The sequence below is a fragment of the Sphingobacterium rhinopitheci genome (assembly GCF_022627575.1).
GTDB classification, from domain to species: Bacteria; Bacteroidota; Bacteroidia; order Sphingobacteriales; family Sphingobacteriaceae; genus Sphingobacterium; species Sphingobacterium rhinopitheci.
This window is the reverse complement of the sequence record NZ_JADEYQ010000003.1, coordinates 202,426-228,034: the sequence shown is the minus strand read 5'-3', so window position 1 is coordinate 228,034 and position 25,609 is coordinate 202,426. Positions and strand designations below refer to the sequence as shown.

General features: G+C 34.3%; 24 protein-coding genes. 12 read left to right on the top strand and 12 right to left on the bottom strand.

The window, feature by feature from the left end:
- The first annotated feature begins 31 nt into the window (after window positions 1–31).
- From cyoE to IP023_RS05800, 7 genes are read left to right on the top strand one after another with little or no spacing between them, the layout of a single operon-like run.
- Window positions 32–940: a heme o synthase gene (cyoE, locus tag IP023_RS05830; protein ID WP_241789322.1), complete on the top strand. Its 909-nt coding sequence runs from the start codon at window positions 32–34 to the stop codon at window positions 938–940.
- Between the two features lie 5 nt (window positions 941–945).
- Window positions 946–1,530 carry a cytochrome c oxidase subunit 3 gene (locus IP023_RS05825; RefSeq protein ID WP_241789321.1) on the top strand — a complete coding sequence of 195 codons (585 nt, stop codon included), beginning with the start codon at window positions 946–948 and terminating at the stop codon, window positions 1,528–1,530.
- Window positions 1,531–1,539: 9 nt separating this feature from the next.
- Window positions 1,540–2,277, top strand: coding sequence for a cytochrome c oxidase subunit 3 (locus IP023_RS05820; protein WP_241789320.1), 738 nt, complete (start codon window positions 1,540–1,542; stop codon window positions 2,275–2,277).
- A gap of 28 nt (window positions 2,278–2,305) precedes the next feature.
- On the top strand, window positions 2,306–2,686 hold the full coding sequence (locus tag IP023_RS05815) for a cytochrome C oxidase subunit IV family protein (protein WP_241789319.1): 381 nt from the start codon (window positions 2,306–2,308) through the stop codon (window positions 2,684–2,686).
- Between the two features lie 2 nt (window positions 2,687–2,688).
- A complete protein-coding gene (locus tag IP023_RS05810) occupies window positions 2,689–3,408 on the top strand; it encodes an SCO family protein (RefSeq protein WP_241789318.1) in 720 nt (239 codons plus the stop codon).
- 1 nt (window position 3,409) lies between these two features.
- Window positions 3,410–3,952, top strand: coding sequence for a DUF420 domain-containing protein (locus IP023_RS05805; protein ID WP_241789317.1), 543 nt, complete (start codon window positions 3,410–3,412; stop codon window positions 3,950–3,952).
- Window positions 3,953–3,961: 9 nt separating this feature from the next.
- On the top strand, window positions 3,962–4,417 hold the full coding sequence (locus tag IP023_RS05800; RefSeq protein WP_241789316.1) for an ABC transporter ATPase: 456 nt from the start codon (window positions 3,962–3,964) through the stop codon (window positions 4,415–4,417).
- Window positions 4,418–4,468: 51 nt separating this feature from the next.
- On the opposite strand, the gene pckA is transcribed toward IP023_RS05800, so the two are convergent.
- Window positions 4,469–6,082, bottom strand: a complete 1,614-nt coding sequence (gene pckA, locus IP023_RS05795; RefSeq protein ID WP_241789315.1) for a phosphoenolpyruvate carboxykinase (ATP) — start codon at window positions 6,080–6,082, stop codon at window positions 4,469–4,471.
- Between the two features lie 464 nt (window positions 6,083–6,546).
- Entirely contained in the window at window positions 6,547–7,449 is a 903-nt protein-coding gene (locus tag IP023_RS05790; protein ID WP_241789314.1) for a S66 peptidase family protein, read from the bottom strand.
- Window positions 7,450–7,589: 140 nt separating this feature from the next.
- Between IP023_RS05790 and metG the strand changes: the two genes are divergently transcribed.
- Window positions 7,590–9,656, top strand: coding sequence for a methionine--tRNA ligase (gene metG, locus IP023_RS05785; RefSeq protein ID WP_241789313.1), 2,067 nt, complete (start codon window positions 7,590–7,592; stop codon window positions 9,654–9,656).
- An 84-nt stretch (window positions 9,657–9,740) separates the two neighbouring features.
- On the opposite strand, the gene brnQ is transcribed toward metG, so the two are convergent.
- The 5 genes from brnQ to IP023_RS05760 form a co-directional block, all read right to left on the bottom strand.
- A complete protein-coding gene (gene brnQ / locus IP023_RS05780; protein ID WP_241789312.1) occupies window positions 9,741–11,036 on the bottom strand; it encodes a branched-chain amino acid transport system II carrier protein in 1,296 nt (431 codons plus the stop codon).
- A gap of 12 nt (window positions 11,037–11,048) precedes the next feature.
- Window positions 11,049–11,810 carry a dihydropteroate synthase gene (folP, locus tag IP023_RS05775; protein ID WP_317224534.1) on the bottom strand — a complete coding sequence of 254 codons (762 nt, stop codon included), beginning with the start codon at window positions 11,808–11,810 and terminating at the stop codon, window positions 11,049–11,051.
- 187 nt (window positions 11,811–11,997) lie between these two features.
- Window positions 11,998–12,477: a DUF4920 domain-containing protein gene (locus tag IP023_RS05770; RefSeq protein ID WP_241789310.1), complete on the bottom strand. Its 480-nt coding sequence runs from the start codon at window positions 12,475–12,477 to the stop codon at window positions 11,998–12,000.
- 6 nt (window positions 12,478–12,483) lie between these two features.
- Entirely contained in the window at window positions 12,484–13,065 is a 582-nt protein-coding gene (locus tag IP023_RS05765; protein ID WP_241789309.1) for an L-threonylcarbamoyladenylate synthase, read from the bottom strand.
- Between the two features lie 14 nt (window positions 13,066–13,079).
- A complete protein-coding gene (locus IP023_RS05760) occupies window positions 13,080–13,901 on the bottom strand; it encodes a 2,3,4,5-tetrahydropyridine-2,6-dicarboxylate N-succinyltransferase (RefSeq protein ID WP_241789308.1) in 822 nt (273 codons plus the stop codon).
- A gap of 103 nt (window positions 13,902–14,004) precedes the next feature.
- On the opposite strand from IP023_RS05760, the gene IP023_RS05755 reads away from it, so the two are divergent.
- On the top strand, window positions 14,005–14,412 hold the full coding sequence (locus IP023_RS05755; protein ID WP_241789307.1) for an RNA-binding S4 domain-containing protein: 408 nt from the start codon (window positions 14,005–14,007) through the stop codon (window positions 14,410–14,412).
- On the opposite strand, the gene IP023_RS05750 is transcribed toward IP023_RS05755, so the two are convergent.
- Window positions 14,409–14,990, bottom strand: coding sequence for a tetratricopeptide repeat protein (locus IP023_RS05750; RefSeq protein ID WP_241789306.1), 582 nt, complete (start codon window positions 14,988–14,990; stop codon window positions 14,409–14,411). The genes IP023_RS05755 and IP023_RS05750 overlap by 4 nt on opposite strands.
- Window positions 14,991–15,168: 178 nt before the next feature.
- Window positions 15,169–16,455, bottom strand: a complete 1,287-nt coding sequence (locus IP023_RS05745) for a citrate synthase (protein WP_241789305.1) — start codon at window positions 16,453–16,455, stop codon at window positions 15,169–15,171.
- Window positions 16,456–16,843: 388 nt separating this feature from the next.
- Here IP023_RS05745 and IP023_RS05740 point away from each other — a divergent pair, with 388 nt between their 5' ends.
- Together IP023_RS05740 and IP023_RS05735 are read left to right on the top strand one after the other, a co-directional pair.
- The gene (locus IP023_RS05740; RefSeq protein ID WP_241789304.1) at window positions 16,844–17,215 is read left to right on the top strand and encodes a BlaI/MecI/CopY family transcriptional regulator; all 372 of its coding nucleotides are present in this window, start codon (window positions 16,844–16,846) and stop codon (window positions 17,213–17,215) included.
- Between the two features lie 3 nt (window positions 17,216–17,218).
- Window positions 17,219–19,186, top strand: coding sequence for a M56 family metallopeptidase (locus IP023_RS05735; RefSeq protein WP_241789303.1), 1,968 nt, complete (start codon window positions 17,219–17,221; stop codon window positions 19,184–19,186).
- 542 nt (window positions 19,187–19,728) lie between these two features.
- Here IP023_RS05735 and uvrA read toward each other — a convergent pair.
- Window positions 19,729–22,572 (bottom strand): excinuclease ABC subunit UvrA, encoded by a 2,844-nt coding sequence (gene uvrA, locus IP023_RS05730; protein WP_241789302.1) that lies wholly within the window; start codon window positions 22,570–22,572, stop codon window positions 19,729–19,731.
- A 143-nt stretch (window positions 22,573–22,715) separates the two neighbouring features.
- Between uvrA and IP023_RS05725 the strand changes: the two genes are divergently transcribed.
- Entirely contained in the window at window positions 22,716–23,762 is a 1,047-nt protein-coding gene (locus IP023_RS05725; RefSeq protein ID WP_241789301.1) for a DUF2157 domain-containing protein, read from the top strand.
- A gap of 10 nt (window positions 23,763–23,772) precedes the next feature.
- On the opposite strand, the gene IP023_RS05720 is transcribed toward IP023_RS05725, so the two are convergent.
- Both IP023_RS05720 and IP023_RS05715 read right to left on the bottom strand, forming a co-directional pair.
- A complete protein-coding gene (locus IP023_RS05720) occupies window positions 23,773–24,189 on the bottom strand; it encodes an OsmC family protein (protein ID WP_241789300.1) in 417 nt (138 codons plus the stop codon).
- A gap of 96 nt (window positions 24,190–24,285) precedes the next feature.
- A complete protein-coding gene (locus IP023_RS05715) occupies window positions 24,286–25,608 on the bottom strand; it encodes an SGNH/GDSL hydrolase family protein (RefSeq protein WP_241789299.1) in 1,323 nt (440 codons plus the stop codon).
- Window position 25,609 lies beyond the last annotated feature (1 nt).

Genomic DNA, 25,609 nt, shown 5'->3' with positions numbered 1-25,609 from the left:
ATTATTCAACAACAAGGAGGATTATCTAAAGATGAAAACTTTTATTTCTGATTTTAACAAATTAGTAAAATTACGATTAACGTTAACTGTTGTATTTTCAGCTTCGGTCTCTTTTTTGATCGGTGCTACTCAACAGGGTGAAATTATCTGGTATAATTGGTTACTATTAACATTTGGTGGTTTTTTAGTTACTGGTTCTGCAAACGGGTTTAATGAGATTATCGAGAAAGATATTGATAAGCTGATGAAAAGAACCATGGACCGTCCGCTGCCCTCGGGTCGTATGACAAATGGTCAAGCGCTGGTTCTTAGTTTATTTATGGGTATTGCAGGTACTTTAGTCTTAGTTCAATTGAACTTCTTAACAGGATTATTGTCTGTATTTTCGATATTTCTTTATGCATTTATATATACACCTTTAAAACAAAAATCTCCTATAGCGGTTTTTGTAGGTGCTATACCGGGAGCTTTACCGCCATTAATTGGTTATTATGCTGCTTTTAAATCTGCAGGTTTTGGTTTCGAATATGCAGCAATTAGTGAGTCAGCTATTGTAATTACACCATTTGTATTATTTGTAATTCAGTTCTTATGGCAATTTCCACATTTTTGGGCTATTGCATGGGTAGCTGATGACGATTATCGTGCAGCTGGTATTCGATTATTACCGACAACAAAAAAAGATTCATTCTCTGCACTAATGATATTTTTATCTGGTGTATTAATGATACCTGCATCTTATTTACCTATGTATTATGGGTTTGCAGGTTGGACTTTTACTATAGTGGCCATTTTGGGTGGTTTCATGTTTGCTTGGTATGGCTATAAGCACTACAAAGAGCAAACTGATGTATCAGCAAAAAAAGTAATGTATACTTCATTTTTGTACCTTCCAGTGACACAATTAGTATTACTTTTTGATTTTATTCCTTTTAAATAATATAAATGGAAGCTAACAATTTAAAACAAATAGAGTTGCAACAGGTGCGTAAAGCTAAGAAATTCAACTTATGGTTGGGTATGATTGGTATGTTCATGATGTTTGCAGCGCTTTCTAGTGGTTTTATAGTTTATACAGCTAGTGGAGTTGATAAAGGAATTAAAACTATTTTACCGCAAACTTTCATCTACAGTACATTAGCTATTGTATTGAGTAGTTTGACGATAACATTAGCGCACAAGGCTGCCAAACAAGATAATGCAGCTAAGCAAAAGTTATGGCTTATTATAACTATTGTATTAGGAATTATTTTCTTTGGTTTTCAAGTTGACTCGTGGAATGTAATGACGGAGCAAGGTGTATTTTTTATAAATAATAATGCATCTCAATCTTTTATTTATGTCTTTACGGGATTACACTTGGCACACATTGTAGTTGGATTATTTGTATTATTACGTGTATATTTAGGCGTTGTAAAGCAGATTCCACAAGATAATAATGTGTTTAGAATGGATCTAGCAACAATTTTTTGGCATTTTCTAGATCTTTTATGGATTTATATATATGTTTTCTTACTTTTGAATCAATAATAGTAAATAATGAGTACAACTATATCACAATTGGATAAGGTTAAGGACGGACCATGGAGTGGTGGTAAGTCACCTTGGAACTTAGAGTATGGAAAAATCATGATGTGGTTTTTCTTAGTGTCAGATGCTTTTACATTTTCTGCATTTTTAATTTATTATGGTGCTCAAAAATTTGCGCAGCCAACATGGATTGATGCAGATAAGATTTTCCAATCAGTTCCTGGAATCGCTGATTCTGGTCAACCTTTGGTTTTCGTAGGTATTATGACTTTTATTTTGATCTTGTCTTCCGTTACTATGGTTTTAGCTGTAGAAGCAGGACATCGTAACTCCAAACATGAAGTTGTTAAATGGATGTTATGGACAATTTTAGGCGGTATTTTATTCGTAGGTTGTCAAGCTTTAGAATGGTCTCACTTACATCATGTAGGTTTTTGGTTTGGACAAAATCCAGCTACTGGATTAACGGATCCTGCTGCAATTGCTACTGCATTAGAGCCATATTTTACTAAAGAGATCTCTTATACAGCTGCTTTACAATTTTCTAATTTATTCTTTACTATTACTGGATTTCACGGATTCCACGTTTCAATAGGTATCCTTTTAAATATTATTATTCTTTTTATGACATTGAATAATACATTTGAGAACAGAGGTACATATTTAATGGTTGAAAAAGTTGGTCTTTATTGGCACTTTGTAGATTTAGTATGGGTATTTGTATTTACTTTCTTCTACTTAATCTAATTAATTACTTTTAAAATTATTCAAAGAAATGGCAAACCACGATCATACATTAGATACACATGATGCGCATGCACATGGTGAAGGTTTAGATACTAAACGCATTTGGCAAGTTTTTGGTATATTATTGTTCTTAACAGCGATTGAATTTTTAGTAGCCTTAGGCTTTGTACACCATTGGGGGATCGTACAAAAAGGTATCGCTTTAAATATATTTTATATTGTATTAACAATAATTAAAGCTTATTATATTGTAGCATACTTTATGCACTTGAAATTCGAGAAAAAAAGCTTTATCGTATGTTGTTTAGTAGTATTTTTATTTATTATTTATTTTATTGTTTTGATGTTATTAGAAGGTCACTACTTATTAGGTGATATGAATCATCAACCGGTATTTCCTAATAAATAATAATGGGTAGTACAAATAGAAAAAAAAATATATCAACCGTAATTATCCTGGCAATAGTACTACTAGTGCCAGGATTTTTGTATGTAGGGCTTAATAAAATTGGGTCTAATGAATATCTGAAATTATCAATTTATGGTGAAAAAGTTCTTTCGGGAAAAATGAACCGAAAAATGGGTAGAGAGATTCCAGATACTGTCTATCATGCTATTAAGCCTGTAATTTTGTTAAATAGTGCAGGGGATAGTATTACGGCATTCGATCAAGATTCTATTATTAGTATTGTACATTTGTTTTATTCTAATGATAAAGGTCTATCGACTACGATGCTGTCCAATTTGAAAGGTGTGGCAGAACGTTTTTCTCACAATAACAGGATTAAGTTCTATTCTATATCTTTAGATACTACCGATAGAAATGTAGTATTGGATGATATTCACCGCAAATATGTAGGTAGTAGTAACCCCAATTGGTATATATTAGGTTCTCACGGTAATTTTCTGGAATATGCACGTAATAATTTTCTTATAGATGCATTTAAGGATCCTAACCAATCCAATAATTTTATTTTTGGTAACAATTTTATTTTGTTGGATACAGAAAATAGAATTCGTGGTTTTTATGATATTAATTTGAAAACGGATATCGCGCGTTTGCAGGACGAAATAAAAGTTCAAATTGTAGAGGAAATTAGAAATAATCCTCTAAAAATAGAAAAGAAGTAATATGGCAATGACTGAAGAAGAAAAAAAATATAAAGGTATTATTTGGGCTTTATCTATTATTATACCTATAGCTGTTGCAGCTTTATTTGGCGTTAACCTGCAAAAATTAGGATATGATGTAAAGCCTTTGAGTTTCTTACCCCCGATCTACGCTACGATCAACGGTTTAACGGCTATATTGCTGTTTTGTGCTGTACTGGCAATAAAGAAGGGGAATATTAAATTGCATGAGAATTTGATTAAAGTCTGTATGGTATTTTCATCACTTTTTTTGCTGATGTATGTAGCTTATCATATGACTTCTATTTCTACTTCTTATGGTGGTGAAGGATTTATTCGTTATGTTTACTTCTTTATTTTGATTACTCACATCATTCTTTCTGTTATTATTATTCCTTTTGTACTTTTTACTTTTGTAAGAGGTATTGCTGGAGCTTATGAAAGACATAAAAAATTGGCCCGTATTACCTATCCAATGTGGTTGTATGTCGCTGTTACTGGAGTGATTGTTTATTTGATGATATCTCCTTATTACGTTAATTAATTATATATTATGAATAGAGTTTGGGTATATCAAGCGGATCGTTTTTTGTCAGATTCTGAAGTAGCTGCTATAACTACAGAATTGAACTCTTTTGTTAATTCTTGGACGGCTCATGGTTCTGAATTGGCAGGAAAAGCAACTGTTCGTGATCGTCTTTTTATTATATTAGAAGTCGATGAAAGCCAAGCTGGCGTAACTGGTTGCTCTATTGATAAATCAGTGAATTTTTTGAAGTCTTTGGGTACTACGTTTAATGTTGATTTTTTTGATCGTATGAAAGTTTCTTTCCGTTCTGATGATGGCATTGTTCAATTAGTAAATCGAGTTCAATTTGAATCTCTTATACAAGAAGGATCTGTACATGCAGATACAATTGTATTTAATAATATTATACAAAATTCGGATGAATTAGCCACTAAATGGGAAATACCATTTAAAGATAGCTGGCATAGTAAAGTATTTTAAGAAAAAACGGGATGTATATAATTTACATCCCGTTTTTTGTATAGTTTGTACTTAAATCGATGTTTTCGGAGCAGCAGATAATATTTCTTTACTAGCCTGATCTTCGTATTGCTTGAAGTTATTGACAAATAATTGGGCCAATGCAAGTGCTTGTCTGTCATATGCTTCTCCATCACTCCATGTTGATCGTGGCTTTAATACTTCTGTAGGTACATTTGGGCATGTCTCTGGCTTTAATACTCCAAATATTGGATCAGCAATATAATTTACATTGTCTAATTCTCCATGTATAGCGGCATTGATCATTGCACGTGTATATTTTAAGCTCATTCGCTTCCCTTCGCCATATTTTCCACCTGTCCAGCCGGTATTTATCAACCAAACGTTTACTTCAGGATGCTTTTCTAATTTTTCACCTAATAGTTCCGCATATTTAGTAGGATGCAATGGTAAAAATACACGGCCAAAACATGCTGAAAATGTAGTTTGTGGTTCTTTTACACCTATTTCAGTACCTGCCACTTTCGCAGTATAGCCTGATATAAAATGATACATTGCTTGTTGCTTTGTTAGTTTGGATATCGGCGGTAGTATCCCAAATGCATCACATGTTAAAAAAAATATATTTTTAGGTGTATTTCCTATAGATGGTACTTTTGCATTTGGAATATAGCTAATAGGGTATGCGACACGTGTGTTTTCCGTAATAGACTTATCTGCAAAATTTACGCTATTTGTATTCGGGAAAAAAGCTATATTTTCTAATAATGCGCCTGGTCGAATAGCACCATATATTTCAGGTTCTTTTTCTGCACTTAAGTCGATTGCTTTAGCATAACAACCTCCCTCAAAATTGAATATCGATTTCTCTGCCCAGCCATGTTCATCATCCCCTATTAGTGAACGTGTAGCATCTGCTGATAATGTAGTTTTACCTGTCCCACTCAATCCAAAGAACAATGATACATCACCTTCTCTTCCTTCGTTTGCAGAGCAGTGCATCGGTAATACTTGATGTTCATGTGGTAAGATGAAATTTAAAACGGAGAATATCCCTTTTTTCATCTCTCCTGTATATGCTGTTCCGCCAATAAGGATTACTTTTTCTGTAAAATTTACTATCGTAAAATTAGGGGATCTTGTACCATCGATTTCAGGTACAGCTTCAAATGTTGGTATTTGGAGAATCAACCATCCTTTTTCGAATTCTTCTAATTCTTTATTACTTGGATTAATAAATAGATTGCCACAGAATAAATTTGCCCATGGAGTTGTATTAATTACAGTAACATTCAATTTATATAATGGATCTGCTCCTGCGTAACAATTTCTACCCCATATTTCGGTACCTTCCAACGAAGCAATCATTTTGCTTTTTAGGCTACTATATGTATCATAGGAAATAGGGATATTTACATCTCCCCAATCTACTGTATTTTCTGTTATTGAATCTTTAACAATAAATTTATCCTTTGGTGAACGACCTGTAAATTTCCCTGTATTGACACATAATGCGCCAGTATCATTCAGTACTCCCTGATTAAGTTCAATTGTTTTTTCAGTAAGTACAGTAGAATCTAAGTTCCAGTTTATTATACTATTTTTGAATCCAAATGATTGTAAATCATATCTTTTACTTTTTATTCCTATCTCTTGTAAAGCCATGATGCATAATTTATTTTATGCGACTAAGGTATAAACTTAATATACATTAGAATTAACATGTTTTATTTTTACAAAAAAAATTATGATAGCATCCTTTTAGTATGGAAATATCGGTAGGAGGTAATAATTTTATTTTTTTTTTGTTAAATGGTCTTATTTTTTGAAATAAATATAATTTGTCTTAAAACAGATATGATGTGTTTTTATTTTATTAGGATAATATATGTTTGTTTTAATTTTTTATTAGGCTGTAATTATATATTATTTTCCTGATATTATTCTTCCTCCTACAAATGTGAAATTCTCTTATTTGAGAACTTGGTCAATTATTTTATCCCTAATATTTTGATTAATAGTCTCTTTTCGTCGTATGTTACGTTGGTGTATAATTGACACTGTTGAAAAAAATATTTTCTTATAGAGTAATTAGTAAACGTATTATGTTGATTGATTGCTTTCCCTTATTAAATGTATTGGATATCTACATTATTTTTTTCTGTTTTTAATATTATTTCCCTCCCCAATACTATAGCTAAATTGTTTTCGATGTGTCCTGCGGGACATCCAAATGCTACTGGGTAATTGTATTCAGCAACTTTATCCATTATAATTCCTTCAATATTTTGTCCAAATGAAGGATCTGAGTCTTTTAAATCAGTAAAACCACCAACAATAAGTCCGCGTAGATTTTCTAGTTTTTTAGCTCTTTTTAGTGTCCATAGCATACGATCAATATTATAATATGATTCACCAACATCCTCTATAAATAAGATCTTATTAGTGTAATCAATATCAGAATCTGATGATATTATACTTTGCAATATTGCTAAGTTACCACCTGTTAGTATACCTGTAGCTTCTCCCTCCCGATTTGGTAATTCACTATTAGAAATATAACTTAGGTCGTTACCTTCTCCAAATAGAGCTTTACGTAAGGTTTCTAAGGATTCAGGAGTTCCATCTAAAAATGATTTAACCATCTGACCATGTATAGTAGGGATCTGGTAGTTGTTTTGAATATGACTATGAAGTACGGTGATGTCTGAGAATCCTACTATCCATTTAGGGTTTTTACAAAATATTTCAAAATTTATGCTATCTATGATACGGACACAGCCATACCCGCCGCGCCCCGCTATAATTGCTTTTATCTCGGGATCATCTAAGGCTTTTTGTAAATCTTCTGCACGCAAATCATCATTGCCAGCAAATTGATGCTCTTGGGATACTACAGAAGCATAAACGACAACCTCTAATCCCCAACTTTTCAATATAGCATATGCTGGAGATAGATCAACAGATATATAGCTGGCTGGACATAATACGGCAATTTTATCGCCTTTTTTTAAATATGTAGGTGTGCTCATTATCAGATTATTATTTTCATTTATTGATACTATAACTCTTCATAAGTTTTATAGAATATTTTGCACCGAATGACCACAAATTGAGTTATCTTTGCAAACAATTTTACAGTTTAAGTATTAACTTCTAAAAATACAATATCTTGAGCAATTTGTCTAAAAAACGTTATACGATTACTTCAGCATTACCTTATGCAAATGGTCCTTTGCATATAGGTCACTTGGCTGGAGCTTATATTCCAGGTGATATTTTTGTGCGCTTTTTGCGTCTAAATAATAAAGATGTAGTTTATGTATGTGGGTCGGATGAACATGGTGCAGCAATTACGATTAGAGCTAAAAAAGAAGGTTTAACACCACGGGATATTATTGATAAATACAACAAGCAAATTAAAGATTCTTTTCAGGAGTTTGGAATTTCTTTTGATATCTATCACCGTACATCTGAGCCTATTCACCATGAATTGTCGCAAGAGTTTTTCCTAAATCTTTATGAAAAAGGTGAATTTATAGAGAAAATTTCTGAGCAGTATTATGATGAAGAGTTTAATCAATTTTTAGCAGATAGATATATTACTGGTACTTGTCCTAATTGTTCTGCTGAAGGTGCTTATGGTGATCAATGTGAGAAATGTGGTACTTCATTGAGCCCTACAGATTTGATCAAGCCTAAATCGACCTTGAGTGGTAAGACACCCATATTAAGAGAAACAAAACATTGGTATTTGCCTTTAGATAAATATCAACCGTGGTTAGAAAAATGGTTGATTGAAGGCAAAAAAGAGGTACTTAAATCCAATGTCTTTGGTCAATGCTCATCATGGTTGAAATCTGGGCTACAGCCACGTTCTATGACACGTGATTTAGACTGGGGGGTAGATGTTCCATTGGCAGAAGCTGAAGGTAAGAAATTGTATGTGTGGTTGGATGCGCCTATTGGCTATATTTCGGCTACTAAGCAATGGGCTATCGATAATAATAAAAACTGGGAGCATTATTGGAAGAAACAAGCAAATCCAGAAGATGATTCTACGTTGATTCATTTTATTGGTAAAGATAATATTGTATTCCACTGTATTATTTTTCCTGCCATTTTACATGCACATGGGGAATATATATTGCCAGATAATGTGCCTGCGAATGAGTTCTTAAATTTGGAAGGCGATAAATTATCTACTTCACGTAATCATGCTGTTTGGTTGCACGAATACCTTGAAGAATTCCCTGGTAAACAAGATGAATTACGTTATGTTTTGACATCAATTTTACCCGAAACTTCAGATAGTGAGTTTACATGGAAAGATTTTCAATCTCGTGTAAATAATGAACTTGTAGCTATATTAGGTAATTTTGTGAATCGTGTGATGGTATTATCACACAAATATTTTGATGGCAAAGTATTGATAGGTTCACCTTATAATGATACGGACAAAGCGGTATTCGCTGAGTTAGAAAAATATCCTGCTTTAATAGAACAATCTATTGGCAATTATCGTTTCCGAGAGGCGATGAGTCAATTTATCAATGCAGCGCGTTTGGGGAATAAATATTTAGCGGATGAAGAGCCTTGGAAAGTATACAAAGAGGATCCTGAACGTGTTAAAACTGTGTTGAATGTAGCTACACAAATAGTCGCTAACTTAGCGATATTGGCACAACCTTTCTTACCTAAGTCTGCGACTAAGTTATTTGATATGTTGAATTTGGAAGCAAAAGGATGGGATAAAGCGGGGAGCTCTGATTTAATTGCTACTGAACAACAGTTAGGTGCTGTTCAACTATTATTTGAGAAAATCACTGATGAGCAAGTAGAAGCGCAATTGACCAAATTAGCAGAGGCAAAAGCAAGTAATGCTAAAGTAATAACAGCAGCTCCAGCAAAAGAAAATATTACTTTTGATGATTTTATGAAGTTAGATATTCGTATAGGTACGATTATCGAGGCTGAAAAAGTGGCTAAAACTAAGAAACTATTGAAATTAACTATCGATACAGGTATTGATCATCGTACGGTAGTTTCAGGAATTGCCGAGTTCTTTAAGCCTGAAGATATCATCGGCAAGCAAGTCTCTATTTTAGTGAATTTAGAACCTCGCGAAATCAAAGGGATTCAATCTCAGGGTATGATCCTGATGGCTGAAGATGGAGATGGTCGTTTAGACTTTGTAAATCCTAACGCTGGAATCCAACCGGGTAGTACGGTAAGATAATTTTTACGATTAAGTAAAATATATAATTGAAACGAGCAAAGACAATATATCTTTGCTCGTTTTTTTGTAGGTTATTTTTTAGTATTAAGCAATAGTTTCTTCCTTTTTTTTACTGATTGCCAAACCTATTATAAATCCTATAATTGAAGGTACGACCCAGCCTAAATCCATTGCAAAGAAAGGTATTTTATTAAGTATACTAATTGTTTCATTATTTAGTAGACCAAAAATCTTTAATACAGCTATAATTCCGATTATTGTTGATGCTAATATAGCTCCTATATAAGGTAATTTAGATTTAACGATATTACCGAATAACACAATATATAATACTAAAGTGATAACAATAGGGTATACAAAAGCTAAGGGTGGATAGGCAAATTTAATAATATTATCTACGCCTGTAATCGATAGTGCAGCAGATAATAAGCAACATATTGTTACTAATGTTTTGTAGCGTATTCTACCCCCCGATAGGTCTGAAAAGAAAGAACCTACAGCAGAGGTTAATGCAATGGATGTTGTTAAACATGCTAAAGCAATGCTTATAGCTATCGCAATCATACCATATTCGCCTAATGTACTTTTAGCGATATGTATTAGTAATGCAGAGCGGCTTATGTTAGTATCCGAAATACCCGATGTGCTGCCTAAATAAATTAAGCCTCCATATATAATCAATAAACAAATTGACGATAGTGCTCCAGATGCAATTACAACGGTACTTTTTTCCTTCACACTATGATATCCTTTTGCTATGCTTGCTGTTATAATAATACTTGCAAATATTACAGAGGCTAATACATCTAATGTTTGGTAGCCTTCCGTAAATCCTAAACTAAAGGATTCTAAGGCTGTAAATGAAGAACTGCTATAATTACTTATAGGATTTACGATGCCTATCACTATCAATACTAGTAGAAGTATGAGTAATGCTGGGGTTAATATATTGCCTATAATATCAACGACTTTTGAAGGTCTGATAGTTAATACCCAGGTGATTACAAAGAAAATAAGTGAGCCTAGTATAGGTGGGCAATTAGGGAATGATGGCAAAATACCTATTTCATATGTTGTCGCAGCTGTACGTGGAATCGCAATTAATGGACCTATGCATAGCATGATGATAAAACCCAAGATAGGTGCTAGATAGGGATGTACTCTATTTCCAAGATCTTGAATATTGTTTCCTGATTTTACGATTGATAGAATACCTAGAAAAGGAAGTAAGATGCCTGTTAATCCAAAGGCTAATATAGTAACCCAAATGTGGTCGCCTATCTGAATTCCAATAAATGGCGGTAAAAGTAAGTTGCCTGCACCAAAAAACATGGCAAATAGTGCAAAGCCAATGGTGATAATATCTTTGTTTTTCTTCATAGTATATACTGGTTAAAAGAATAAGTGTACTAGTTCTTTCGCTTCTTTTACATCGTGAACTCTCAATATTTGTACTCCTCTTTCGAGTAATACTGTGTTAAGTGCAGTAGTTGCATTTAAGGATTCTTGAGGTGTAATACCTAGTTTTTTGTAGATCATTGATTTACGCGAAATTCCACCTAATATTGGTAATCCTAAATATTGGAATTCATCAACCCTTTTTAGTAATTCATAATTTTGATCTACGGTTTTTGAAAACCCGTATCCGGGATCTAATATAATATCTTTTACACCTAAAGATCTTAATGTACTTATTTTTTTACCAAAATAAGTACTTATATCGGTTACTATATCGTTGTATGTAGTCATGCTCTGCATTGTCTCTGGAGTGCCACGCATATGCATAAGAATATAAGGAACCTGTAGACGAGCTACTGTAGCAAACATATTTGTATCTATACTGCCACCTGATATATCATTAATAATATCTACTCCTGCATTTACCGTTGCTTCAGCAACATCTGCTCTAAATGTGTCTATTGATAGTGTGATATTGGGATATGCGGCTCTAATATGCTTGATGATAGGGACGGAGCGATCTATTTCTTCTTGTGAAGATATCAATGGAGCACCGGGTCTAGAAGAGTATGCACCTATATCAATAATATCTGCACCATCATCTATCATTTGTTTAACATTAGATAGTGCTATTTCAAGGTTTTTGTTCTTTCCACCGTCAAAAAAAGAATCAGGTGTCATATTCAAAATACCCATTATTAAAGGTTTTTTGAAAGAAAGGAGCTTGCCCCTTGCATTAATGGTTTGGCAAGGCGTGGTACTAAACAGTTTCATATAGCTAAGATACACATGACTTTATTAACCTTTGCCAATATTGTTATAAAAATCAAATAATAAAGCTGCTTAACAGAAATTAAGCAGCTTTATGTTGATGTTAAGAAAATTATTTAACCACTAAAACACCGTCAGCGACAATGCTAATATCTCTTTTTGGTGCTTTGATTTTAGCAATTTCTTCTTTGCTTTTACCTTGGTCTTCCGCGTAATGTTTTTGCCATTCTACAGTAGTTTCTTTTACTTTAGCTTTGCCTTCAACTACGATAGTTTTTCCTACGATATCTTCGGGAACAAAATAACCATAATCTGTAAAACGAACCATAATAGGATCGGCAGATCCTTCACGTTTAAGTGTAAGAAAACATCCTTTTTTCTTACATACGCCGATTACTTCTCCTTCGATTTTTCCGTTGTACGTATCTGCTTTTGCTAGCGTTGATTCTAATGTTTTTACTGTAACAGCTTTCTTTTTATCGATAGCTTTACCATATGTTACACCAGCTTTTGCAGGGGTAATATTTTGCTGTGCTGTAGCAATTGTGCTCATTGCTAATAACGCAATGCAAAAAGTAACTAATTTTTTCATGTTATTTTATTTACGTAAAAAATCAAATTTACCACTTGGGTCCAGTTTCATTATCATCGAAGGTTTCCCTTTTTGATGGTCTTTTTGTCCGTACTCAACAATATAATCTACTCCATTTTTTATCGATGAGGTGATGTCTTCAAATGTTAATGCTGATGGCTCACCACTGATATTTGCTGATGTAGAAATAATAGGCTTTCTGAAACGTTGCAATAATTGTTGACAAAATGGATGATTAACGATGCGTATACCTATCGATCCATCCTCAGCTACTGCATTAGGAGCTATATTTTTTGCCCCTGAATATATAATTGTTAAGGGGCTATCCATAGCTTCAATCATTTCATAAGCTACCTCAGGGATATCCTTTACATAACTTGCTAGTTGATTGTCATTATGTAACAGTATTAGCATGCTTTTGCTTTTGTCTCTTCCCTTGAGAGCAAAGACTTTTTCTATTGCCTCTGGATTCGTCGCATCGCAGCCAATACCCCATATTGTATCTGTTGGATATAAGATTAGCCCTCCGTTTTTTAATGTTTCGAGGGCTTGATTGATGTCTTCTCTATTTATAAAGCTATTTGACATTGTTATTTTTTATCTTATACAGCCACGTTGTGCTCGCGTAATGCGTCGTTCAATGATGTTTTCTTATCTGTAGACTCTTTACGTTGACCAATGATGATCGCACATGGTACTTGATATTCGCCAGCAGGAAATTTTTTGGCATATGAACCTGGTATAACTACCGAACGAGCAGGTACTCTGCCTTTGTATTCAATAGGTTCAGGTCCTGATACATCAATAATCTTTGTTGATGCTGTTAATACTACGTTAGCACCTAGTACTGCCTCTTGCTCTACGTGAACACCTTCAACTACAATAACTCGTGATCCTACAAATACGTTGTCTTCGATGATTACAGGAGATGCCTGTACGGGCTCTAATACACCACCAATACCAACACCACCTGATAAGTGAACATTTTTACCTATCTGTGCACATGATCCTACAGTAGCCCAAGTGTCTACCATTGTACCCTCGTCTACGTATGCCCCAATATTTACATATGATGGCATCATGATTACCCCTTTAGCTAAGTAAGCACCGTAACGAGCTGATGCGCCAGGTACTACACGTACACCTAATTCCTTGTAATTTGTTTTCAATTTCATTTTATCGTGGTATACAAAAGGAGTATTCTCGATTACTTGCATATCACGAATAGGGAAGTATAAAATAACAGCTTTTTTTATCCAGTCATTTACATGCCAGCGCGTTCCAATTAATTCTGCTACACGTAATTCCCCATTATCTAACTTTTGAATAACAGCTTGGATTGCTTCAAAATATTCTTTGTTTTGCAATAATTGTCTGTCTTCCCAAGCTTTTTCTATTAATGTCTGTAAATTGTTAAGTGCCATTTTAGTATAAAATATTAATTGTTGTATACAAATATGCTATTTTTTGGTGATATGTCCGTCACAGAAGATTCTGTTTTTCATTCCTATTGAGTAAATTTGTCCTATGGCAAATGAATCTGAAAAACTTCGTATCGATAAATATTTATGGTCAATTCGTGTTTTTAAAACGCGAAGTTTAGCTACCGAAGCATGTAAAGCTGGACGGGTAAAGCTGAAAGGTCAAAATGTAAAACCCTCGTATGTCGTTAAGGTTGGAGAGACTTTTTCTGTTCAGAAGGGAATAGAGCGTAAGCATTTATTTGTAACGGGGCTATTAGATAAACGCGTAGATGCCAAGACGGCTGCTTTATTTTACGAGGATCGTACCCCAGTAGAAGAGACTTACGGTTTTAAATCTGTATTTCAAGCACCTATATTAACGAGAGATCGTGGTACTGGACGACCAACAAAGCGGGATCGTCGTGAGATTGATGATCTGAAAGCTTCTGATTGGTGGGAAGGTGACGACTAAGGCCTTATTAAAATGTGTATTAGTTGATCTTTGTTTGTACTAAATTGTACTAAGGAATCTTTTCGTGAGTCTGCGATATTAGCCTTTTTACTGTATTTTTTTATTAAGTCTATGCCAACACCTGTTCTATTTAATAATAGATAAAGTGTCCCTTTGTCATATAATTTCTTGTATTTGGCGAAGTCATTTATCCTCTTGACTTCATTGTCGATTTTTGTGATAGCTTTAAGGTAGTTTGCTGTAGCGGCTGAACTATCTTGATTTAAATCATACAATATTCCTTTCATCTGATATATATCAGAACTTTCCATTTTTTTTGACAATTGGTCTACCACTTTCAATGCACTTTCATAATCTTTTATTTTGATCAATAAGTTTGCTTTGTTTTGATAACTCAATAGGTAATTCGGATCCTGAGCTATGGCTTTATCAAAGTAATAGATTGCTGAATCTGAGTTTGTTTCTATATGTTTTATAGCTTGATTATTTAAATATATAGCTTCATTACTTCGATTAGATGGTTTACATGAATAGAGCATTAAATAGCCTGTAATTATAATTGTTAATTTTTTCCACATAAATAACCTTATTATTAGTTTATATATTTCGTATTATACCAAGTAGTATATACCTTGGTATAGATTGTATGATACTTATTTAAAATCTATATTTAAATTATAATTAATTATGCAATTAATATAAAAAAGGCAACCATTTTTTGGTTGCCTTTTTTTATCGTTGAGTAAAACGTTACTATTATCTTTCTTCAAGAGGAATATATACACGATCTACTTCTCCAATGTATAATTGTCTTGGACGACCAATAGGTTCTTTGTTATCACGCATTTCTTTCCATTGTGCGATCCATCCCGGAAGACGACCTAATGCAAATAATACAGTGAACATCTCAGAGTTGAATCCTAATGCACGGTAGATAATACCAGAGTAAAAATCTACGTTTGGATATAATTTACGATCGATAAAGTATTGATCATTTAATGCTGCTTGCTCTAAGCCTTTAGCAATCTCTAATACAGGATCATTAACGCCTAATTTAGCTAACACATCATCACATGCTTTTTTGATAATTTTTGCACGTGGGTCAAAGTTTTTATAAACACGGTGTCCAAATCCCATTAAACGGAAAGGATCATTTTTGTCTTTTGCTTTTGCTAAATATTTCTCTACACCGCCGCCGTCATTCTTGATGTCTTCTAACATCTCGATTACTGCTTGGTTAGCACCACCATGAAGTGGGCCCCATAATGCGTTGATACCGGCAGAAATAGAAGCGTATAAGTTAGCGTTTGAAGATCCTACGATACGAACTGTAGATGTAGAACAATTTTGTTCGTGGTCTGCATGAAGAATCAATAAAATGCGCATTGCATCCAATACGGCATCATCAAAAACCTTATCGGCATTAGCTTCTCCAAAAATCATGTTCATAAAATTGTCGATATATCCGAAATCTTTTTTAGGATAAACAACAGGGTGACCTAAAGATTTTTTTTGAATCCATGAAACAATTGTAGGCATTTTACCTAATAAGTTGATAATTGTTTTGTCTTCTTCTTCTTGAGATTGATTAGGGTTCAATGATTCAGGGTAAAATGCAGAGAGCGCTCCTACCAAACAAGATAACTGACCCATTGGGTGTGATTTTGATGGGAAACCAGCGAAAAAGTTTTTCATATCTTCATGGACCATCATTTGTCCTTTGATATCAGACCTAAATTTTGCTAATGTTTCTTTAGAAGGTAAATCACCATAAATCAATAAGTACGCAACTTCCAAGAAAGTAGATTTTTCTGCTAAATCTTCAATGCTGTAGCCACGGTGCTTTAAAATACCCTTCTCACCATCTAAGAAAGTGATTGCGCTTTTTGTTGCTCCAGTATTTTTATATCCGGGATCTAAGGTAATGTGTCCTGTTTGATCTCTTAATTTGGAAATATCAATGGCTTTCTCTCCCTCTGTTCCAGTTAATACTGGTAACTCTAAGGTATTGCCATTTAAAGTAATAGATGCTGTATCAGACATAATATTTTCTATAGTATATTTACAAAAATATAAAAATCAACGAGAAATGGGCAATGATTTTATGATTTTAGTGACATTTATACGTCATAATTTTGAAACACATATTATCAATCTATTTACATATATTTCTTGCCAAAAACTTATTATCAATAGCCGTTTTATCCTTTTTTACATTATTTATTAATAAATATATACTGATAAAACTAATTTATCTATGTAACATTTTTTTATCTTTTCAATGTTATTAAGCTGTTTTTTTCCTTTAAATCTCTCTTTGATTATAAGCGAAATGAAAACTTCTTAAATCAATAATATGTTAAAGTTTATCATGTTATTTTTTTATTTACGAATTTTTCGTAGTATTGTTCCAGTATCGTAAATTAGTATTATGAACCTAGAAAAATTAACAATCCAAGAAGAGGACGCAATGCTGTCTATTTGGCAATTGGAAGGTGGCTTTGTGAAAGAGATATTAGATAACCTACAAGGAGAACCTGTTCCGTATACTACTTTAGCTTCTACAATCAAAAATTTGGAACGAAAAGGGTATGTCAAAGCTGTTAAGTATGCGAATGCTAAGCGTTATGAGCCTATTATTTCACAAAAGGAATATAAAGGGAAGTTTATGAACTCTTTTGTAGGTGATTATTTTAAAAATTCCTACAAAGAGATGGTTTCTTTTTTTGTGAATGAAGAAAAACTTTCACAGGAAGAATTGAATGAGATTCTAACGATGATCAACAATAAGAAGGCCGAATAGCATATGGGAAATCTACTTACTTATATCTTACAAGTCAATTTGCTCTTGATAATTGTATATGTTGGGTATCAGTTTTTATTAAAAAGATTGACCTTTTATTCCTTAAATAGGGCTTACTTAATTATTGGTGCGTTATATGCATTGGTTTATCCTTTGCTGGATGTCAAGAGTTGGTTTGTAAAAGATATTGTAGTAGCAGTTCCCATTTTATGGGATTATGTACCGTTACAGGTGGTAGAAGAAATATCCAAGAGCTACTCCATTTATGATATACTATTAATGGGTATAACGATTGGAGCTGCGTTATTTGTTGTTAAGTTAATAATCCAGTTGGTTAGTTTACTACGCATACATCATCATTCTAAAGATGCTAAATGGCATACATATTTATTTCGTGATGTATTATTTCCTATTGTTCCATTTTCATTTTTTAATAAAATATACATACACAAAGCGCAACATAAAGAAATCGAGCTACACGATATTTTTGAACATGAATACATTCACGTGAAAGGCCTTCATAGTTGTGATGTGCTCTTGTTCGAGATGCTCTTGATAGTTTGCTGGTATAATCCCTTCGTGTGGTTGATGCGCAAAGCGGTACGTCAAAATTTAGAATTCTTGACTGATCAGCAAGTGCTAAATAAGGGTGTGGATCGACAAACCTATCAGTATTCTTTGCTTCATGTCACACATCGAGGTGCTGCGGTAGGTATTAGCAATCAATTTAATTTTCAAACCCTAAAAAAGTGCATTATGATGATGAACAAAAAGCGCTCTTCCAGGCTAGAATTGAGCAAGTATGCTTTTCTGCTACCAATCATGTTATTGGCAGGAGCATCATTTACCGTGAGCAAAGCCAAACATAAAATAGTTGAAGCAGTTGATGTCGTGAAGGAAACAGCAGTAGATGTTTTATTGCCTAATTCTATTTTTAATACTGAGGTTTTGATAGCTGATAAAAAAGCTAATGAGGGTCAATTGGTTGATGAAATAGCTGTAAATGAACTTGATGCTAATGATTTTATAGGAAGTGTTAACCCCGTTAAAAATGAGCAAGATACTTCAAAAAAGGCTGTTCATCAACAGTCTCTCTTTAGAAAATTAAAGAGTAAATCTGAAATCGATTTTAATAATACATATTGGTATGAGTATGATGGGAAGTCAATTTCAAAAAATGAGTTTATGAAAATTCCTGAAGCTGACATGAAGAATATTATGTTATTTGATGATCAGGCAGCTTTTAAGGCTTTGTATGGGAATAAAATTGCAGATGTTTCACAGTTTGATGGGTTTGTTAGAGCGAATTCTATTCAGGGTGAGCAGAAATTAATAGAACAAGCAAATAATACTTTGATTATAGTGGACGGCATAGTGAAAGGTCGTGGCTCAGAGATTCTCAAAAATATCAATCCTAATGATATTGAGTCTATGAGTGTAATTAAAGGGCATTCAGCGCATGATAAATATGGCGAGGAAGCAAAAGATGGTGTTATAGAGTTAAAAATGAAAGTGGGGAAGGGTAATGTAACGAAGAAGAAGGTTCATTCTGACTCACTAGTTAATGGAAATAATAAAACCGTTGTTGAAGGCTTTTATACCGACGATTCCCAACCTAAGGAAGTTACAGTTATTGGTTACAAAGGGAAAGGTGAAACAATAGCGATACAATCGAAAAATCCCATAAAGGTAGAAGGACGGCCTTTGGAAAAAGTCGTAGTAGGCACTAAGTTTAATTTAAATTCTGCTTTAATTATTCTTGATGGTGTGGATAAAGGAAATGATTATAATATTAACAGACTGAACCCTAATGATATTGAGTCGATCTCTGTTTTGAAGGATAGTGCTGCTACTGCAGTATATGCTGATAAAGGTAAGGATGGCGTTATAATTATAACGACGAAGAAAAAAGTAGATACGGTTATTATAAAAGCTATAAAGAAAGAAATTGAAACCGAAAGACAACGATAGTGTCGTTTTGTCATTCTGATCTGGGAAGGATGTACCATCAGTAAGTATTTATTAAAGCTTGGAATCAGATTTTAAGCCTTTTTTAAGTAGTTTTTAGACGTTTCGATTAGCTCAACATGACATTTATATACGGCTGTCCTCCTGACGACAGGAAGGATCTAAAAACCTTTTTTAGAGATACTTCAGCAAGCTTCAGTATGACAGTGTTTTAGCCTGTCTTCCTGACGAAAGGAAGGATCTAAAATTTAGTTATGTTATAGATATACTTCAGCAAGTTTCAGTATGACAGTGTTTTAGCCTGTCGTCCTGACGATAGGAAGGATCTAAAAACCTTTTTTAGAGATACTTCAGCAAGCTTCAGTATGACAGTGTTTTTAGCCTGTCCTCCTGACGACAGGAAGGATCTAAAAACCTTTCTATAGATACTTCAGCAAGCTTCAGTATGACAGTGTTTTGGTTTGTCCTCCTGACGACAGGAAGGATGTAAAGAAATAATTAGATTCGTAAAAAAAAGCAGTCTGTTTTAGTAGACTGCTTTTTAATTATTTCATTTCCGCTTTTAGGAAACGACCCGTTTCACTATTTTTGACCTTTATGAGGTCTTCAGGGACACCAGCAAATAATAATTGGCCACCTTTTTTACCGCCTTCAGGCCCAATATCTATAACCCAATCTGCTGTCTTGACAACGTCAAGATTGTGCTCTATGATGAGTACGGTGTTGCCACGATCGACCAATCTGTTGATCACACCTAACAATACATTGACATCTTCAAAGTGAAGACCTGTGGTAGGCTCATCTAATATGTAAAATGTATTTCCAGTATCTTTTTTCGAAAGTTCTGTTGCTAATTTTACACGTTGTGCTTCCCCGCCGGATAGCGTTGTCGATGATTGTCCTAGTGTAATATAACCTAAGCCCACATCACGCAATGTTTTTATCTTGCGGTGGATCGAAGGTATATGTTCAAAGAAATCAACAGCATCATGAATACTCATGCTTAAAATGTCAGAAATTGATTTTCCTTTGTAGCGTACTTCCAATGTTTCGCGGGTATAACGTTTCCCGTTGCATGTCTCACAAGGGACTTGAACATCAGGTAAGAAATTCATCTCGATGATTTTCATACCTGCTCCTTGGCATGTTTCGCAACGGCCGCCTTTTACATTGAATGAAAATTGCCCTGGTTTGTAGCCACGGATTTTGGATTCTGGCAGTTGAACAAACAAAGTACGTATATCTGAGAATACACCGGTATATGTCGATGGGTTGGAGCGTGGTGTTCGACCGATTGGACTTTGATCGATTTCGATAACTTTATCTATGCTCTTTAATCCTTCAATACTTGTGTAAGGCATTGGAGTAGCTTTAGCACGGAAGAAGTGTTTGTTCAATATTGGGTATAAAGTACCCGTAATCAAACTGGATTTTCCAGATCCCGAGACACCCGTTACGCAGATCAATTTCCCTAAAGGGAAATCTACAGATACATTCTTTAGGTTGTTTCCTGTTGCGCCATGTAAGGATAAAAACTCACCTGTTCCTTCACGTCTTTTTTCTGGAATAGCTACTTCTTTACGACCATTTAGATACGCTGCTGTCAACGTCTCTGATTTGAGTATTTCTTGAGGCGTACCTTGAGCAACTACATATCCACCAAGTACTCCCGCAGCAGGTCCCATATCGATAACATAGTCGGCTTCCAGTATCATATCTTTATCATGCTCAACGACTAAAACTGAGTTGCCGATGTCACGAAGATTTTTAAGGGAATTGATTAATCGTTCATTATCTCTTTGGTGTAAACCAATACTTGGCTCATCAAGGATGTAAAGAACATTTACCAGCTGTGATCCGATTTGTGTAGCTAGACGAATACGTTGCGCTTCACCACCAGATAGCGTTTTAGAAGAACGATTTAAGGTAAGATAATTCAATCCTACATCCAATAAGAAGCCTAATCGGGTACGGATTTCTTTTAAAATCTCTGAAGCTATTATTTTTTGACGTTCATCCAATCTATCTTCTAATCCTTCAAACCATTCTATCAATAATGAAATATCTAATGTAGCAAGTTCGCTAATATTATTACCATCTATTTTGAAATGTAGGGATTCTTGACGTAATCTTGCCCCCTTACAAGAAGGACAACAGATCTGTGTGCGGTATTCGTCCAATGCTGGACCATCGTCATTTTGCTTGGCAATATTTTCTTCTAGCATCTTGAAGATACCTGAAAAATTAACACGATACTCACGCGCGCCATAGGAGCCATATGAAACCGTTAATGGAATGGGTTCATCATCTCCAAATAGCAATAAATTGATTTGTTCTTCAGTAAGTTTTTCTAAAGGTGTGGTTAACGAAAATTCGAATTTGTTAGCCACAGCTTTTAATACAGCAAAGTTCCAAGTTTCTTTAACGGGTCCCAATGGTACAATAGCTCCTTTTTGTATACTTAGCTTACGATCTGGAATAACAATATTCTTGTCTATTTCGAACGTATACCCTAGGCCATCACATTTTGGACAAGCACCATATGGCGAATTAAAAGAAAAAGTATTGGGTTGTGGTTCGTCATATGATATACCAGATTCTGCATCCATCAGGTATTTACTGAAAAATTGTTCTTTGGTATTATCACGGTTTACAATTTTAATAATTCCTTTAGACACCTTCATTGCCTGTAATACAGAGGTATAAAGACGCTTCTGGTCATCTTCAGACGCTTGAAGTCGATCTACAACAACTTCAATGTCATGGATTTTGTATCTATCGGCCTGCATCTTAGGTTCTAAATTCAAAATCTCACCATCTACACGTACTTTGGTATATCCCTGCTTACGGATTTGTTCGAAAAGTTCACGATAGTGGCCTTTGCGTCCTTTTACCAGAGGAGCTAATATGTTAATATACTCATCGTTGAAGTCTTTTAATATTCTTTCTACAATCTGCTCTTCTGACATTCGTTGCATCTTTTGTCCACTGACATAAGAGAATGCTTCGGACGCTCTAGCATAGAGTAAGCGTAAGAAATCGTATATCTCCGTAATAGTTCCTACGGTCGAACGAGGGTTTTTGCTGGTTGTTTTCTGTTCAATAGAAATAACAGGACTTAGCCCGGATATCTTGTCTACGTCGGGGCGCTCCATACCGCCCAAAAATTGACGACTATAAGCTGAGAATGTCTCCATATAGCGCCTTTGTCCTTCTGCATAGATCGTGTCAAACGCAAGCGATGACTTGCCTGAACCACTCAAGCCTGTTATGACAACAAGCTCATTTCTGGGGAATGAAACATCAATATTTTTTAGATTATGAACACGTGCACCGTAAACCTCTACTTCACTTTGATCACCTAAATCTATTGCTTTTGACTTCGACATAGAACCTTGAATTTTTGTAACTTGCAAAGTTACTCATTATTAATCGGACTTTCTAGATTAACCATGTTTCAATTCTCGGCAACATAAAAAAAATAGTTGTTTACTTTTTTAATTGTAAATTCAGTGTTTCAAACCAAGGTAATGTGAAGAAAATAGAACTAAATAAGCAAGAAAAGGAACTCGTTGAAGATGTAATATTTCATTGGAGAGAGCAGGGCTTACTAGATAATGAGCGGGCACAATTATTAAGTGATAATATCAATGAGAAATCATTTGAATGGAAGGTGCTAACACGATATGCCTTTTGGGTAGCATTAGCATCTTTAATTTTTGCCATTATTTCGTTGTTTGCTGACGATACGTTAAGGCGATTTGTAGAAGGTTTTTATGATACGCCGAACATTGTTTTTTGTGTTGGTTTCCTAATTCTAGCGGTATTATTTTATTTTTTAGGCTTTAGGAATAAACAAAATTCACCAGATAATAAATTTACCAGCGAAACACTCATGCTTGCTGGAGCTTTTTCTATGGCTACATGTATTGGTTTTTTAGGGAAGATTATTGATCGTGAGACTCATTATTTTACGGTATTGTTTTTTCTATCGATTCTAATTTATGGTGTTTTAGCAGTAAAATTGGGGTCTAAGCTCTTGTGGATATTTATGTTGATCGCTTTAGGTATTTGGTTTGCAACAGAAACTGCTTTATTGAGTAACTGGGGATGGAAGTTCTTAGGGATGAATTTTCCTTTACGCTTTACCATTTTTGGAATTGTATTGACGGCAGTGGCAGTATATGGACAACCAAAGATCAAACTATTACAACCTTTTGAATCGACTTCTTTTGTCATTGGATTACTATATACGATGATTGCGTTATGGGTTTTATCTATTTTTGGCAATTACAGTAGTTTTGATGATTGGTCATTAGTTAGACAATATGAAATACTTTATTGGGGAATATTGGCATTATTATTATCATTAGGCTTGGCTATCTTTGGACTCAAAAAGAAGGATGTAGCTGCTCGAGATATCGGTTTTGTATTTTTCTTATTGAATCTCTATACCCGATTTGTAGAATACCTTTGGGATAATATAAATAGAGCTATATTTTTCCTCTTATTAGCGATAAGTTTTTGGCTTGTGGGGAGATGGTCTGAAAAAATATGGAAAAAGAAAAGCGCTAGTTAAGCGCTTTTGATTAATTGATTTTGATGCTGTAGGTAATGTCGATACCACCTGCAGCTAGCATATCATGTACGGAGCAGTATTTTTTTACAGCCAATTCAGCTGCTTTATGTGCCTTTAGTTCATCAATATTACCTTTCAAATAAAAGTTGATGTGGATGTTTGTAAAAACATTAGGAACCTCGTCTCTTCTTTTTCCTTCAACTTCAACTTGAATGTCTTGTATATCTTGACGTTGTTTTTGTAAGATAGAGTACAAATCAAAAACACTACATGAACCCAGTGCCATCAGAACTAATTCCATTGGTCTTACTCCTTTTCCTTCACCACCAATAGCCTCAGATCCATCGATATTGACTTTGATAGGAGAAAGTTCACTTGATGCTTCAAAATGAACTGCATTATTTTTGCGATGTAGAGATACTTTCATTTTTCTATTGTTAGTATATACAAATATAATAAAAAATGGCCACTCTATTTTTAGTGTGACCATTTACTATTTGTTTGTTTTAAAAGCGTATTTATTTTAAGGGATCAATACAGCAGGATATTGAGTCGCATCTACTTTCTCTAGTGCTGTATTGTATTTTGCATTGATTGCATCAATAAAGATATTAGCCATGATTGCGTAGCCCATTGGCGTAAGATGGATGCCATCTAAAGAAAATGCATTGCCTGTAATATATTTATTGCTAATGGCAATTCCATTGTAATTATAGCCCACTTTAACTTTATTCATGAAGTCATATACATCTGCAATTGCTAAACCTTTAGAATCTGCGATATTCTTGATGGCGGCGTTATAAGCATTAATCGTATTTTTAACTTCTAATACTTCATCCTTATCTAATACGTGCTTATCATGTAATGGATTTGATTGTAATAAACCATAACCAGCTGTTCTAGGATTACCAAATACCACAGCTTTCCCCAAAGTATCGGTGTCAAATGTTAGGGCAAAAAGATCTGCACTAGTAGCCTCTCTTGCACCATTTGCAGTGCTGATCCATATTTTTGTAAATACACCACCTGTACTTGCGGTAACTCCCTGCTCTAAAAGCTGTGTTGTAACAGTATTTAGGAATGGCGTTTCAGTAACGTCAGGTATAGTAGCAACAACGCCTTTTTGATTATTTGTAGTTAATGTATTTATATAGTTTGTATATAATTGCGTAAACAAAGGTATGGATGTTAATGTATTGGTCGGACTATCTGTATATGCACCATTAGTTGCATAGCCCAATACATCATTATTTCCTAATGCAAAACTGAAGAATGTATGATTTTTACTTGTAGAATAATCGAAGTAAGTGGTTGTCAGGGGCGCATTTTCAGGTAATAATCTCTCGAAATACGGATTGCCAGCAACTGAGCCTACACCATTTGCAAATGCCATGTCTAAACGCATACCTGGTACGCCTAGATTGTTTATATCGGTACCAGTGTATCTAGTATATAAAGTTGCTCCTGCCTCATTAAAACCCCTGATAGCTAAGTTTGTCGTAACAGATTCTGTGACTGGAGCACCATTAATTAAGGCTTTCAGGCGAATATATCCTGAGCCGTTGCGCTGTTCTTCCGAAAAATAAGGCGTAATAAACTCCCCTCCGCCAAATCTTTTCATCTTTTCTGCTATAAAATTTGGGAAAGAGTTTTGTTGCCCTGAAAGATAAAGACCCCCATTGGAATAACCAGCTGTTAAGGAGTTTCCTATAGCTATATATTTTGAAAAATCTACTTGGGTATTGCTTGCAGGTTCGTCTATATTTATTGTAGGTTTACATGAAGCTATTAATCCAAATGCAGCAATGGCAGCGTAATATTTTATATTTTTATTTAATAATTTCATA